The sequence below is a fragment of the Auraticoccus cholistanensis genome, assembly GCF_009742705.1.
GTDB lineage: Bacteria > Actinomycetota > Actinomycetes > Propionibacteriales > Propionibacteriaceae > Auraticoccus > Auraticoccus cholistanensis.
Genome location: NZ_WPCU01000004.1, coordinates 204,443 through 218,349 on the forward strand (window position 1 = coordinate 204,443; position 13,907 = coordinate 218,349).

At 73.1% G+C, this 13,907-nt stretch carries 9 protein-coding genes; 3 read left to right on the top strand and 6 right to left on the bottom strand.

The window, feature by feature from the left end:
• Window positions 1-84: 84 nt before the first annotated feature.
• The gene (locus GC722_RS03480) at window positions 85-1,932 is read right to left on the bottom strand and encodes a DEAD/DEAH box helicase (protein ID WP_456298108.1); all 1,848 of its coding nucleotides are present in this window, start codon (window positions 1,930-1,932) and stop codon (window positions 85-87) included.
• A gap of 32 nt (window positions 1,933-1,964) precedes the next feature.
• On the opposite strand from GC722_RS03480, the gene GC722_RS03485 reads away from it, so the two are divergent.
• Window positions 1,965-3,002, top strand: a complete 1,038-nt coding sequence (locus GC722_RS03485) for an alpha/beta hydrolase (protein WP_156608017.1) — start codon at window positions 1,965-1,967, stop codon at window positions 3,000-3,002.
• An 87-nt stretch (window positions 3,003-3,089) separates the two neighbouring features.
• Here the strand turns inward: GC722_RS03485 and GC722_RS03490 are convergent, their stop codons facing one another.
• Genes GC722_RS03490 through GC722_RS03510 form a run of 5 tightly spaced genes read right to left on the bottom strand, consistent with a single transcriptional unit; the run spans window position 3,090 to window position 8,572 of the window.
• Window positions 3,090-4,205: a cysteine desulfurase family protein gene (locus GC722_RS03490; RefSeq protein WP_156608019.1), complete on the bottom strand. Its 1,116-nt coding sequence runs from the start codon at window positions 4,203-4,205 to the stop codon at window positions 3,090-3,092.
• Window positions 4,202-5,047: a carboxylating nicotinate-nucleotide diphosphorylase gene (gene nadC / locus GC722_RS03495; protein WP_156608021.1), complete on the bottom strand. Its 846-nt coding sequence runs from the start codon at window positions 5,045-5,047 to the stop codon at window positions 4,202-4,204. The genes GC722_RS03490 and nadC overlap by 4 nt, the downstream gene beginning before the upstream one ends.
• Window positions 5,044-6,600: an L-aspartate oxidase gene (gene nadB / locus GC722_RS03500; protein ID WP_156608022.1), complete on the bottom strand. Its 1,557-nt coding sequence runs from the start codon at window positions 6,598-6,600 to the stop codon at window positions 5,044-5,046. Before nadB ends, nadC begins: the two co-directional genes overlap by 4 nt.
• On the bottom strand, window positions 6,597-7,853 hold the full coding sequence (nadA, locus tag GC722_RS03505; RefSeq protein ID WP_331714343.1) for a quinolinate synthase NadA: 1,257 nt from the start codon (window positions 7,851-7,853) through the stop codon (window positions 6,597-6,599). The genes nadB and nadA overlap by 4 nt, the downstream gene beginning before the upstream one ends.
• Window positions 7,850-8,572 (bottom strand): NUDIX hydrolase, encoded by a 723-nt coding sequence (locus GC722_RS03510; RefSeq protein WP_331714344.1) that lies wholly within the window; start codon window positions 8,570-8,572, stop codon window positions 7,850-7,852. The genes nadA and GC722_RS03510 overlap by 4 nt, the downstream gene beginning before the upstream one ends.
• Window positions 8,573-8,825: 253 nt before the next feature.
• Here GC722_RS03510 and GC722_RS03515 point away from each other — a divergent pair, with 253 nt between their 5' ends.
• Complete coding sequence (locus GC722_RS03515; protein ID WP_156608024.1) at window positions 8,826-9,899, top strand: Y-family DNA polymerase; 1,074 nt, start codon at window positions 8,826-8,828, stop codon at window positions 9,897-9,899.
• Window positions 9,900-10,411: 512 nt separating this feature from the next.
• The coding region (locus GC722_RS03520) for a DUF7927 domain-containing protein (protein WP_156608025.1) at window positions 10,412-13,907 on the top strand (3,496 nt) is incomplete at its 3' end.

Sequence of the window (13,907 nt, forward strand, 5' to 3'; positions counted from 1 at the left end):
CGGCCGCGACCGCTGGTGCGGTGGTCGTGGAGGGTGAGGGTCTGCGTTGGGACGGCGACCTGGCCGTCGGCGACGTGGTGACCATCACCTACTCGGTNCCTCGACGGTCACCTCGAGCAGGTCGGCGAGCGGCTTGGGCCAGGTGACCTGCTCGACGAGCTCCATCCGCTCGTCGTAGTCGATCCCCTCGGCCTTCATCGCCGCGATCGCCTCGCCCCGGGCCCGGTGCTGCTGGGCGAGCAGGACCTGACGCGGGTCCTCCAGGATCGCCTCCACCACCGAGACGACGTCGCGGGCGTACTCGTCCGACTCCGGGTCGAGGGTGTCGAGGACGGCGAGGGCGAAGGGGGCCAGCGGGTGGTTGAGGGCGAAGTCGCGCTGCAGGTCCACCGTCAGCGCGTGGCGCCGGCCGTCCTCGCGGACCTCGGTCAGCCGCTCCACCACGCCGGAGGTGATGAGCTCGCGGGCCAGCACCAGCGCGTGACGGCGCAGCCGACGTCGGGCCGCCGGGTCCTGGTGGTTGTCGTTGATCAGCCGGGCCGCGTGGGCCACCGGGTTGCCGCGCCGGGCCAGCAGGTTGACCAGCACCGAGTGCGACATCCTCAGCCGCGGCTGCAGCGGCTCGGGCTCGGCGTTCACCAGCCGGGTGAAGGTCTCGGCGTTCCAGCTGATGAAGCCGTCCGGCGGCTTCCTGCGCTGCACCTTGCGCTGCTTCTTGGGGTCGTCACCGGCCTTGGCCACCGCCCGGGCGTTCTCGATGACGTGCTCGGGGGCCTGCACCACCACCCAGCCGCGGGTGTCGAACCCGGCGCGACCAGCCCGGCCGGCGATCTGGTGGAACTCCCGGGCGCGCAGCATGCGCATCTTGGTGCCGTCGAACTTGGTCAGCCCGGTCAGCAGCACGGTGCGGATGGGCACGTTGATGCCGACGCCCAGGGTGTCGGTGCCGCAGATGGCGGTGAGCAGCCCGTCCTGGGCCAGCTGCTCCACCAGCCGGCGGTACTTGGGCAGCATCCCCGCGTGGTGGACGCCGATGCCCTGGCGGACCAGCCGCGACAGGGTGCGGCCGAAGCCGGCGGCGAAGCGGAACCCGCCGATCCGCTCGGCGATGGCGTCGCGCTGCGCCCGCGAGGTGAGCTTGAGCCCGACCAGCCCCTGCGCCTGCTCCAGCGCGGCGGCCTGGGTGAAGTGGACGACGTAGACCGGTGCGCGCTCGGCCTCGACCAGCTGCACGATCTTCTCGTGCAGCGGCACCTCCGACCACTCGAACTCCAGCGGCACCGGCCGCTCGGTGCCGGCGATCACCGCGGTGGGACGTCCGGTGCGGCGGGTGAGGTCGTCGGCGAAGAAGGTGACGTCGCCGAGGGTGGCCGACATCAGCACGAACTGGGCCTGCGGCAGCTCCAGCAGCGGCACCTGCCAGGCCCAGCCGCGGTCGGGCTCGGAGTAGTAGTGGAACTCGTCCATCACCACGCAGCCGACGTCGGCCTCGGCGCCCTCGCGCAGGGCGATGTTGGCCAGGATCTCGGCGGTGCAGCAGATGATGGGGGCGTCGGCGTTGACCGAGGCGTCGCCGGTGACCATGCCGACGTTGTCCGCGCCGAACACCGCGCACAGGTCGAAGAACTTCTCGCTCACCAGCGCCTTGATCGGCGCGGTGTAGAAGCTGACCCGGTCCTCGGCCAGCGCGGTGAAGTGCGCGGCCAGCGCCACCATCGACTTCCCGGACCCGGTGGGGGTGGCCACGACGACGTTGGAGCCGGAGGCGATCTCGATCAGCGCCTCCTCCTGGTGCGGGTAGAGCGGACGCCCGCCCGCCTCGGCCCAGCCGGTGAAGGCGGTGTGCAGGGTGTCGGCGTCCACCTCCGCCGGCAGCGCGGCGATCAGGGGCGGGGCAGGAGCGGACACCCGGCCAGTCTCCCACCTGCGCACGGGCCCGCCGACCGGTGTGGTAGGACCGTGGCATGCCCCGGAGACCGCGACAGCCCGCAGGCCACGCGTGGCAGGACGGGCTCGGCCGCGTGGTGCTCGGAGCCGGTGCGGTGGCCGGCGGGCTGGCGCTGGCGGGGCTGACCGGCGCGGCGGCGCTGCGGCTGGCCACACCGGGTCCGGTGGCCTGGACGGTGCGCCGGCTGACCCGGGGTGGTCGCAGCGAGCACCCCGACGTCCCCGAGCTGGCGGCGCGGGTCGTCGTGGAGCGTGACCGGCGGGTGCCCGTGCCGGGGGCGCCGGACGTGCGCTACGACCTGTACCGACCGGCCAGCGGCGGCAGCAACCCCACCCTGGTCTGGTGGCACGGCGGCGGGTTCGTCGGCGGCGACCGGGCCGCCGGCTACGACTTCGGCGTGCTGGTGGCCAGCCACGGGTTCACCGTGGTGCAGCCCTCGGTGGCCCTCGCCCCGGACGCCGGCTACCCGGCGCAGCTGCGGCAGGGGCGGGCGCTGCTGGCCGCCCTCGTCGGGCAGGCCGCCGAGCTGGGGATCGACCCGGGTGTGCTGGTGCTGGGCGGGGAGTCCTCGGGCGCCACGCTGGCCGCGCAGCTGGTCGGCCTGCACACCGACCCCGAGCTGGCCGGGCTGGTGGGGCTGGAGCCGGTCGTGCCGGCCTCGCAGCTGCGCGCGCTGGTGCTGTACTGCGGCATCCTCGACCTGTTCACCGTCGCCGACACCGGCTTCCCGCTGATCGACCAGATGCTGTGGGCCTACCTGGGACGCCGTGACTGGCGCCGCTCGCCGGTGCTGCGGCAGGCGTCCCCGTTGGCGTGGGTGAACGGCGACTGGCCGCAGACCTTCCTCTCGGTGGGCGACGGCGACCCGCTGCGCCCGCAGAGCGTCGCCCTGGCCGACCGGCTGGAGGAGGCCGGGGTGCCGGTGACCCGGTCCTTCCACGAGGACTCGCGGATGAACCTGCAGCACGGCTTCCAGTTCGCCTACCGCACCGTCGACGGCCGCGCCGAGCTCGACCGCACGCTGGCCTTCCTGGAGCGCGCCGTCCGCCGCTGAGCCGGGGGCTCGTTCCTGGACCTGTCGATGGCGTGGGGGCAGGCCCGTACCGGGCACGGCCCCACGCCATGGACACGTTCTGGAAGGTCACACCCCGGTGACCACCTGGACCAGCGTGTCGGCGGCGTGGTCCAGCTCGGCCTCCGACGTCGCCGCCCCGAAGCTGAACCGGACGGCGGTCTGGGCGACCTCGGCCTCGAACCCCATCGCGGTCAGCACGTGGGAGGGGTCGCTGCGGCCGGCGGCGCAGGCGGAGCCGGAGGAGCAGGCGATGCCGCGGGCGTCCAGGTCGACCAGCACCGACTCACCCGAGGTGCCCGGCAGCACGAACGAGGCGTGCCCGGGCAGCCGACGGGTCGGGTGGCCGGTGAGCCGGGCGCCGGGGACGCCAGCCAGCACCCGGGCGACGAACCGGTCCCGGCGGGCGGCGACCTCGGCGGCGGCGACCGGGCCGACGAGCTCCAGCGCGGTGGCCAGCCCGACGGCGCCGGCCACGTCCTCGGTGCCCGAGCGGAGCCCGCGCTGCTGGCCGCCGCCGTGCACCAGCGGCTCGACCGGCTGGCGGCGGTGCAGCCACAGCGCGCCGACGCCCTTCGGGGTGCCCAGCTTGTGACCGGAGAGGCTGAGCGCGCGGACGCCGAGCGCGGCGACGTCGAGACGCTGCCAGGGCGCGGCCTGCACCGCGTCGGTGTGGAAGGGCACCCCGCGGCCGGCGGCCACGGCGGCCAGCTCGGCCACCGGCTGCACCGTCCCCACCTCGTTGTTGGCCAGCTGCACGCTCACCAGGGTGGTGTCGTCGCGCAGCGCGGCGGCGAGCACCTCGGGCCGGACCAGCCCGTCGCCGTCCACCGGCAGCAGCTCGACCTCGAACCCGGTCCGTGCCAGGAAGGCCGCCGACTCCAGCACCGCCGGGTGCTCGACCGCGGAGACCAGCAGGTGCCGTCCGCGGGGCTCGGCCAGGGCGATGCCCTTGACCGCCAGGTTGTCGGCCTCCGTGCCGCCGGAGGTGAGCACGACCTCGCCGGGACGCCCGCCGAGGGCCCGCGCGATCCGCGCCCGGGCGTCGTCGAGGCCGCGGCGGGCGGATGCCCCGGCCTCGTGGGAGCTGGCCGGGTTGGCGAAGTCGCGCACCAGCCAGGGCCACATCGCCTCCAGCACCTGCCGGCGCACCGGTGAGGTGGCCGCCTCGTCGAGGTAGGTCATCGCCGCAGCACGACGTCCAGCCCCAGGTCGAGGGCCCGGACGCTGTGGGTCAGCGCGCCGACGGAGATGACGTCCACGCCGGTGGCGGCCACGTCCGCCACCATGTCGAGGGTGATGCCGCCGCTGGCCTCGACCAGCGCCCGCCCCGCCACCCGCTCGACGCCGGTGCGCAGGTCGGCGAGGGAGAAGTTGTCCAGCATCACGGTGTCGGGCTCGGCGGCCAGCACGGCATCGAGCTGGTCGAGGGAGTCGACCTCGACCTCGATGTGCGTGGTGTGCGGCAGCGACGCCCGCGCCCGCCGCAGGGCCGCGGTGATGTCGGCCACCAGCGCCAGGTGGTTGTCCTTGGCCATCACCGCGTCCGACAGCGAGTAGCGGTGGTTGTGCCCGCCGCCGGCCCGGACGGCGTAGCGCTCCAGCGCCCGCAGCCCCGGGGTGGTCTTGCGGGTGTCGACCACCCGGGCGCGGGTGCCGGCGACGGCCGCGACGTAGCGGGCGGTCGTCGTCGCGATCCCGCTCATCCGCTGCACGAAGTTGAGCCCGATGCGCTCCCCGCGCAGCACGGCGAGCGCCGGGCCGCCGACCCGGGCCAGCACGTCGCCGGCGGCGAAGGAGTCCCCGTCGGGGACCAGCTGCTCCACCTCGACGGAGGGGTCCAGCAGGGTGAAGGCGGCGGCGAAGACCGCGCCGCCGGCCATCACCCCGGCCTCCCGCGCCACCAGCTCGGCCTCGGCGACCGCCTCCGCCGGCACCAGCGCCTGGCTGGTGAGGTCGCCGGAGGGCGCGTCCTCCTCCAGCGCGGCACGCACCACCCGCTCGACGGCGGCCGGGTCCAGGTTCATCGGGTCTCCTCGGTGGCGACCAGGCTGCGGTGGCGGGCCTGGGCGGGGTCGGTGGCGGGGTGGTCGGTGCGGTGGTGGCTGCCGCGGGACTCGGTGCGGGCCAGCGCGGCGGCCACCACGGCGCGGGCCACCAGCAGCAGGTTGGCGTCCTCGGCGCTCTTGGCGTCGGTGACCTCCGGGGTGCGCCAGCCCGCCAGCGTGTCCGCCGCCGCGCGCAGCCCGTCGGCGTGGCGGTGCAGGCCGCAGGACGACCACATCAGCTGCTGCAGCTCGGCGCGCGTCGTCGGGACGGCGTCGGCCCGCTCGCCGAGCGGGACCGGCTCCGGCTCGGACCAGCTCGCGTCGAAGGGTTCCGGTGCGGGGTGCTCGCGCAGCGCGGCCGCCGCCCTGGTGGCGAACACCGCACCCTCGAGCAGCGAGTTGGAGGCGAGCCGGTTCGCCCCGTGCAGCCCGGTGCAGGCCACCTCGCCGACGGCCAGCAGCCCCGGCAGCGAGGTCCGTCCCCAGGTGTCGGTGCGCACCCCGCCCATCGCGTAGTGGGCGGCCGGGGTCACCGGCACGGGCTCGCGCGACCAGTCGAGCCCCTGCCGGCGGCAGGCGGCGTCGATGGTGGGGAAGCGGGTGGCGAGGAAGTCCTCGCCCAGCGCGGTGGCGTCGAGCACGACGGGCCGTCCGGGCTGGCGCGCCATCTGCTCGGCGATGCCGCGGGCCACCACGTCGCGCGGGGCCAGCTCGGCGTCGGGGTGGACGTCGAGCATGAAGCGCCGGCCGTGGGCGTCGCGCAGCACGGCGCCCTCGCCCCGGACGGCCTCCGAGACCAGGAAGCTGCCGGGCGTGGCCAGAGCGGTCGGGTGGAACTGGTACATCTCGAGGTCGGCCACCACGGCCCCGGCCCGCAGCGCCAGCGCCACCCCGTCGGCGGTGGCCACCGCCGGGTTGGTGGTGAAGGGGTAGAGCTGCCCGGCACCGCCGGTGGCCAGCAGCACCGCGTCCGCGGCCAGCTGCCCGCCGTCCAGCAGGCGCACCCCGACCACGCGACCGTCCTCGACCAGCAGGTCGCGGACGCCGGCGCCGGTGACCACCTCGACCGGCGACCCGGCCAGCCGGGCCGTCAGCGCCCGCACCACGTGGGCGCCGGTGGCGTCCCCGCCGGCGTGCAGGATGCGGGCGGCGGAGTGCGCGGCCTCCAGCCCGTGGGCCAGCCCGGCCACGCCGTCGGGGCCGCCCGGGCGGCGGTCGAAGTCGACCCCGCGGGCCAGCAGTGCGGCCAGCGCCGACGGCCCGCCCTCGCAGAGCACCCGGGTGGCCCTCGGGTCGCCGAGCCCGGCCGCGGCGGTGAGGGTGTCGCGGACGTGGGCCTCGACGCTGTCGTCCGGGGTGGACACGGCGGCGATCCCGCCCTGCGCCCAGCGGGTGTTGCTCTGCGACAGCTCGGCCTTGGCCAGCAGGGTGACCCGGTGGCTGCCCGCCGCCTCCAGCGCCGCCGTCAGCCCGGCGATGCCGCCGCCGACGACCACCAGGTGCGGGCGCCGGTCGGCGCCGACGGCGCTCATCGGGGCAGGGCGGCGAGCATGCGCTCCAGCGCCACCCTCGCCTGCTCGGCCACCGTCGGGTCGACGGTGATCTGGTTGCGGACCTCGCCGGCGACCAGGCCGTCGAGCACCCAGGCCAGGTAGCCGGGGTGGATCCGGTACATCGTCGAGCACGGGCAGATCACCGGGTCCAGGCAGAAGATCGTGCGGTCCGGGTACTCGGCGGCCAGCCGGTTGACCAGGTTCACCTCGGTGCCGATGGCGATCACGTCGCCGGGGGAGCTGGCGGCCACGTACCTGCGGATGAAGTCGGTCGACCCGGCGGCGTCGGCGGCGTCCACCACCGGCATCGGGCACTCCGGGTGGACGACGACCTGGACGCCCGGGTGCGTCGCGCGGGCCTGCTCGATCTGGGCCACGCTGAAGCGGCGGTGCACCGAGCAGAAGCCGTGCCAGAGGATCACCGCGGCCTCCCGCAACGCCTGCTCGCTGTTGCCGCCGAGCGGGCGCCGCGGGTCCCACATCGGCATCCGGTCCAGCCCGATGCCCATCGCCTTCGCGGTGTTGCGCCCCAGGTGCTGGTCGGGGAAGAACAGCACCCGCCGGCCCCGCTCGAAGGCCCACTCCAGCACCGTGGCGGCGTTGGAGGAGGTGCAGACGATCCCGCCGTGACGACCGCAGAACGCCTTGAGCGCGGCCGAGGAGTTCATGTACGTCACCGGGACCACCGGCTGGCGCCCGTCCGTCCCCGGCTCGTCGCCCAGCAGCTCGACCAGCTCCTCCCAGGCCGCCTCGACCGACTCCTCGTCGGCCATGTCGGCCATCGAGCAGCCCGCGGCCAGGTTCGGCAGGACGACGTGCTGGTCGGGCCGGGACAGGATGTCGGCGGTCTCGGCCATGAAGTGCACCCCGCAGAAGACGATCGCCTCGGCCTCCGGGCGGGTCAGCGCGGCGTTGGCCAGCTGGAACGAGTCACCGACGAAATCGGCGTGCTGGACCACCTCGTCGCGCTGGTAGAAGTGCCCCAGCACCACCAGCCGGTCGCCGAGGGTCTGCTTGGCCGCACGGATGCGCCGGTGCAGCTCGGCCTCGTCCATCTGCTGGTAGGCCGCCGGCAGCTGCCCCGGGCGGACCACCGGGTCGGGCAGCAGGTCGGCCTGGGAGGCACCCGGGCCGTAGCCGGGGGAGAGGTCGAAGACCCAGGGGCCGGCGGCCAGGTCGGTGTCGCAGCTGGCCTGCGGGTCGCGGGTGATGGTGGTGTGGACCGAGGTCACGTGAGCTCCTCCTGCTCGGGGTGGCCGGCCGCGACGACGCGCGCCGGGTCGGCCGAGGGGATCGGGACGGCCAGCCGGTAGAGCGCCGGTGGCCGGTGGGCGGTGCCGGAGAGGTGCCGCCCGGTGGGGACGACCCGTTTGCTGGCCAGCACCTGGCGGCGGAAGTTCGCCGGGTCGAGGGGACGCTGCAGCACCGCCTCGTACACCTGGCGCAGCTCGGCCAGGGTGAACTCGTCGGTGAGGAAGGCGTGGGCGATGGCCGAGTAGCCCATCTTGGCCCGCAGCCGCGCCAGCGCGTAGGCCAGCACGGTGTCGTGGTCGAAGGCGAGGTGGGGTGCCTCGTCGGCCACGAACCACTCGACGTTCTCGCCGTCGATGGCCCGGGCGTCCTCGTCGGCGCGGATGATCGCCCAGTAGACGACGCTCACCACGCGGTCCTCGCCGCTGCCGGCGGGGGAGCGGTCGACGGCGCCGAAGGCGTAGAGCTGCTCCAGGTAGTGGGGGGCCAGCCCGGTGGTCCGCTCCAGGGTCCGCCGGGCCGAGGTGGCCAGGTCGTCCTCGGGCCGCAGCGGCTCCCCGGGCAGCGCCCACATGCCGCGGTAGGGCTCGCGGATGCGGCGGACCAGCGGCAGCCACAGCGTCAGCCGACCGGTCTCGGGGTGCGGGCGCAGCGCGACGACGACGGTCGACACCGCCAGCACCAGCTGCTCCGCTCCCACGTCCACCCCTTAAGGTAGCAATGACTCTAAGTCGTCGAGATGAACGGTAGCACGCTTCTGGTCACTCTGACCAAGAGGTGGCGACGGTGATCCCGCTCACGTTCCCGGCAACTGCGTGCTGGCGTCGTCCGCCCTCCACAGCCTCTCCGCCCGGTTCACGGCCCCTGCAGCGGCTGTGAGGGTGACGGGACGGCTGTGAAGCCGGGCGGGTGGGGGCTGGCCCCCAATCGAACACCTGTGCGACTCTGGTGCGGTGCCGGGGCCACTGATCCACGCCGACGCGGACGCGTTCTTCGCCTCCGTGGCCCTGCGCCGGCACCCCGAGCTGCTGGAACGGCCGGTGGTGGTGGCGGGCGGTCCGGTGGTGGCCTGCGCGGCGTACCCGGCGCGCGCGCACGGCGTCCGGGCCGGGATGTCGCTGCTGGAGGCCCGGCGGGCCTGCCCGGGTCTGGTGGTGCTGCCGCTGCCGGGGGACGAGGTCGAGGCCGTCAGCGACGCCCTGCTCCGGCTGTTCGCCGAGCTGGTGCCCGCCGTCGAGCCGGGGTCGATGGAGGAGGCGTTCCTCGACACCAGCGCGCTGTCCTGGTCGGCGGCCGAACGGCTGGGGCACGAGCTGCGGGCCCGGGTCCGCCGCGAACTGGGGCTGCCGGTCACGGTCGGGCTCGGCCGCACCAAGCTGATGGCCAAGACGGCCTCGCGGGCGGCCAAGCCCGACGGTCTGCGCGCCATCACCCCCGACGAGGAGACCGCGCTGCGCCACCACGCGCCGCTGGGCGAGCTGTGGGGGGTGGGCGAGCGCACCCGCGCACGCCTCGAGCTGGCGGGGGTGACCACGCTCGGCCAGCTCGACCGGCTCGACCCGCCCACGCTGCACCGGCTCTGCGGCACCACCATGGCCCGGCGGCTGCGGGCGATGGCCGACGGCACCGACGACGCGGTGGTCCGGCCCGTCCGCGCCCGCCGGACCCTCTCGGCCGAGGCCGCCACCTCCGGCTGGGGACGACCCGACCGCACCCTCGCCGAGCTGGTCGACGTGGTGGTCGAGCGGGTCTGCCACCGGGCGGCCGAGGCGGGCCTGGCGGCCGCGACGGTGACCGTCCTGCTCCGTTCGGGCGGGGAGGTCAGGTCGGGCGGGGAGGTCGGGTCGGGCGGGGAGGCTCGGACGGTGCGGCGGGGCAGGCTCCCGCGTCCCGGTGCCGACCCCGCGGAGGTCCGGGCCGTCGTCTCGGAGCTGCTGGCCGACCATCCGGAGCCTCCCGAGATCCTGTCGGTCACCCTGGGTGACCTGGTGCCTGCCGACCGGCCGCAGCAGGACGCCCTGTTCTGAGTCCGCAGGGCGTCGCGGCCGGCGCACCACCGCCGACCGCCGTCGATACGCCGACGAAGAAGGAGATGGCGTCGACCACCGCCAGCGGGTGTGACGCGGATTCAGCGTCTCGAAGGCGTGCCGGCACCCGCGCCGGGGGACCTGCCGCTCGTACCCGCGCTCGTCGACCAGTCCGCGGCGTCGGTGAAATGCAAGGCGGTGCACAGGCGAACTCGAAACTTGGCCATTTCCTGGGGAGGGCTAGAAGGGGGGCTAAATGGCGACTTAGCCCTCCCGCTATCGACGAAGTTGCTGATACCTAGTCCTTGGACGTCTCGAGAAGAAAACCCCGTCTTCTGCGTTCTCGGGGATGAGGCGTGCGTTGGGTCCATCGTCCCCATCTCTTTCCGTGCGGACGGTGGCACGTCCTGCTACCGAGGAGCACGGTGAGTTCACAACTGAGGGCCGGACGCGGGACGACCGCGTCCGGAGGGCCGCGACGACGGCCGAGTCTGATCACGCTGGTCCTGGCGATGGTGACCGCCCTGGTCAGCATGTCCACGGTCGGCGTCGGCGTCGCGCACGCCGCGACCGTCTACGAGATCGAGGCCGACTGGGAGGCGAACACCCCCGGCACGGTCGCCAAGGGTGACGTCGTCACCGGCATCTGGCGCGTCAACGTCAACGACGACGCCGAGGCGCCGGCGAACGAGCCGGTGGAGGACGTCACGGTCACCGTGACCGTGCAGCACGGGCTGCTCACCGAGCTCCCCGGCGTGTGCCTGACCGGGGACGACCTGGACCCGGTGTCGAGCATCTCCGAGGACGGCCGCACCCTGACCTGCAACCTCGGCACCGTCGACCAGGGAACGGCCGTCGTCCTCCAGACCCCGGTCGTCGCCGACGGGGTGACCGGCGACCAGATCACCGCGACCGGGCAGATCGGTGAAGAGACCGATGAGCTCGACCCGATCAACATCCGGAACGTCTTCGGCATGGACATCGCCTTCGGCACGCCGTCCACGGCCAGGGTGTTCCGCGGTGATGACACCTGGGACTTCAACATGGAGTGGACGCTGTTCCAGGACCGGGGCAGCGATCCCGGTCCGGACACGATCACCTACGACCTCGACATCAGGACCGACACGGGTCAGGCCCTGGTGCTCGGCTACCAGAACAACATCGAAGGCAGCCCCTTCAACGCGCCGTGCACCCCGTTCCGCATCACGCCGGGGGCGCCGGGTCACCCGTACTCGTCGGGTACGGGTAACAACGTGGCCCCCTTCGTGGAGAGCTGTGAGCTCGTCAAGACCGGTGCGACCACGTTCACCCTGACGCTGAGCGGCATCGACTACTCCCAGCTCCAGGTGCCGACGCACGACTCGCTGGGCAACCCGCTGCCGGTCGACACGGTCGCGGTCGCCAGCGGCGACCTGTGGTTGCGGATCCCGGCGCTGACCGAGCCGACCACGGTCGATCTCCGGGTGCTGGACATCGACCCGTCGCCGTACGAGTCGACGACCGGTCTGACCGACCCCGACGAGACGCCCAACAACACCTCGCAGAAGCTGCTTCCCCTGGGCGGAGCCTGGGACCACTACTGGGACCGCACCGGTCACGGTGGTACCCGGCACGACAACACGCTCAAGGGCGGGCCCGGCGCAGCGTTCCGGTCCCACACCGATGACACCCGGATGTTCGACCGGGACTACCCGGCCAACTACCTCCTGGGCGGCTGTGACGTGCTGGACAACAGGTACACCGACTACGTCGATGCGGCGCTCACGCAGCTGAACTACGACACCAACACCTGGGAGCCGGTGACCTTCGGGTCGATGCAGTGGTACGTCGGTCCTGATCCGACGCTCGACCCGGCCAGTGCGCAGTACAACCCCGATGCCTTCGAAGGCTGCGGTGGTGGCGCCGGTTGGGTGAACACCGAGCCCACCGACAAGACGAGCATCAAGGCGGTTCGGTGGACGGCCACGGTCGCCCAGACCGACCGGACCCCGGTGTCCTTCCGCGTCGACCAGGTGATCGAGACCGACGCCCCGATCGGCATGGACGTCTGGAGCTGGGGCGCACGCAGCTACAACGGCGTATGGGACTACCCGACGCGCGGCGTGGTCCCCAGTGGCGGTGCGGTCATCCCCGACGGTCGGTACAACCGGACCGGCGGTGGCCGCGACGTGCTGCACGTCGTGTTCGCCAACCCGGCCGTGAGCAAGACGGTCAACCGTTCAGTGGTGCAGCCCGGTGTGCCGGCCACCTTCACCCTGACCTACTCCGCCAACGGCACCGGGAACATCCCGACCACGGTGGACGACTACACGATCGTGGACACCCTGCCGGTCGGTCTGACCTACGTCGAGGGGTCGGCCGATCCGGCGCCGACGGTCACCACCGACGGCCAGGGCCGCCAGGTGCTCACCTGGAGTCTCGACGGCGTCCCGACCAACGCGAACAGCACGCTCACCTACCAGGCGTCGGCTGGAGACTCCGTGACCCCTGGTCAGACGCTGACCAACACGGTGACCACGTCCCTGCGAGGCGTCGAGTCCCGGCCCGACACCGCGCAGGTGACCGTCAGCACCGCGGGTTACACGCTGATCGGCAAGACCACCGAGCAGTGGTTCATGAACAACCCCGACGGTGAGGGCAACAGCACGGGGTCGTGGACGGTGACCCTGCGGTCGGCGGACCCGCTGCCGCAGGCGTGGACCGACACGATCGACGTCCTCCCCTACAACGGGGACGGTCGTGGGACGGATTTCGAGGGCACCTACTCGGTGACCTCGGTGGAGGCTCCGGCGGGGGCGACGGTGTACTACACCACCGCCGACCGCGAGACCTTGTCCGACGACCCGGCGGATGATGTCAACGGTGCACCGAACGCTCCGTCGGACATCTGGTCCACGGAGGCCGTGCCGAACCCGACGGCGATCCGCGTCATCGGTGGCGAGCTCGCTCCCAGTGGCACCTTCTCCTTCGACATCCACATCGCCACCGAGGGTGCTGATGCGGGTGACGTGTGGGTGAACCGGGCGCAGGCCCGGGCCGAGCACACCGGGCTGGTGATGCGTACCTCGGAGCCGCTGACCATGGGCACCAGGTACTCGGCGTCGCTGAAGAAGTACGTGCAGGACCGTGACGGTGAGTGGCACGACGCCCAGGACGCCTCGGACTACCCGGTGTTCCGGATCGGTGACGAGGTCACCTACCGGATCGGCGTGACCAACACCGGTCAGGGCACCATCAGGAACACCGCCATCACCGACGACAAGTTCGACCAGGGGTCCTTCACCATCGAGGAGCTCGCTCCTGGTGAGGTGGAGTACCACGAGTTCACCACGACGATCGAGGGCAGCTTCGAGACCTCCTACGTCAACACCGCCTGCGCGACCGCGGACCAGCCGGAGGACAGCGAGGACCCTGTCCTCATCAACTGCGACCCGGCCGGTATCGAGGTGGTCAACTACAAGACGGTGAAGACGTCTGACCCGTCGGGTGCAGACGTCCAGCCCGGTGACACGGTGACCTACACGGTGACCGTGACCCAGGAGGGCTCCTACCCCGCGGCTGCCGAGTGGGGTGACGACCTGAGCGACGTCCTGGACGACGCGACGATCGACGAGGCCTCGATCACGGCGAGCACCGGTACCGCGACTCTGGACGGTGAGTCCATCAGCTGGTCCGGTGAGGTCGGTGTCGGTGAGGTGGCCACGGTCACCTACGAGGCCGTGGTGAAGTCCTACGAGGAGATCACCGAGGGCGGCAACTGGGTGCTGGACAACGTGGTGTTCTCCGACGGCTGTGCGGCGGAGGGTGACTGCAACCCGCCGCCGAACCCGGTGGGGACCTACACCCAGGCCAAGACGTCGGTCCCGGTTCCGGGTTCGTCGGTGGGTCCGGGTGACGTGGTGACCTACAGCGTGACCGTGGCGCAGGTCGGTGAGGCCGGCGTGGCGGGTGCGTTCATCACCGACGACCTGTCCGGGGTGCTGGACGACGCCAGCTACAACGGTGACG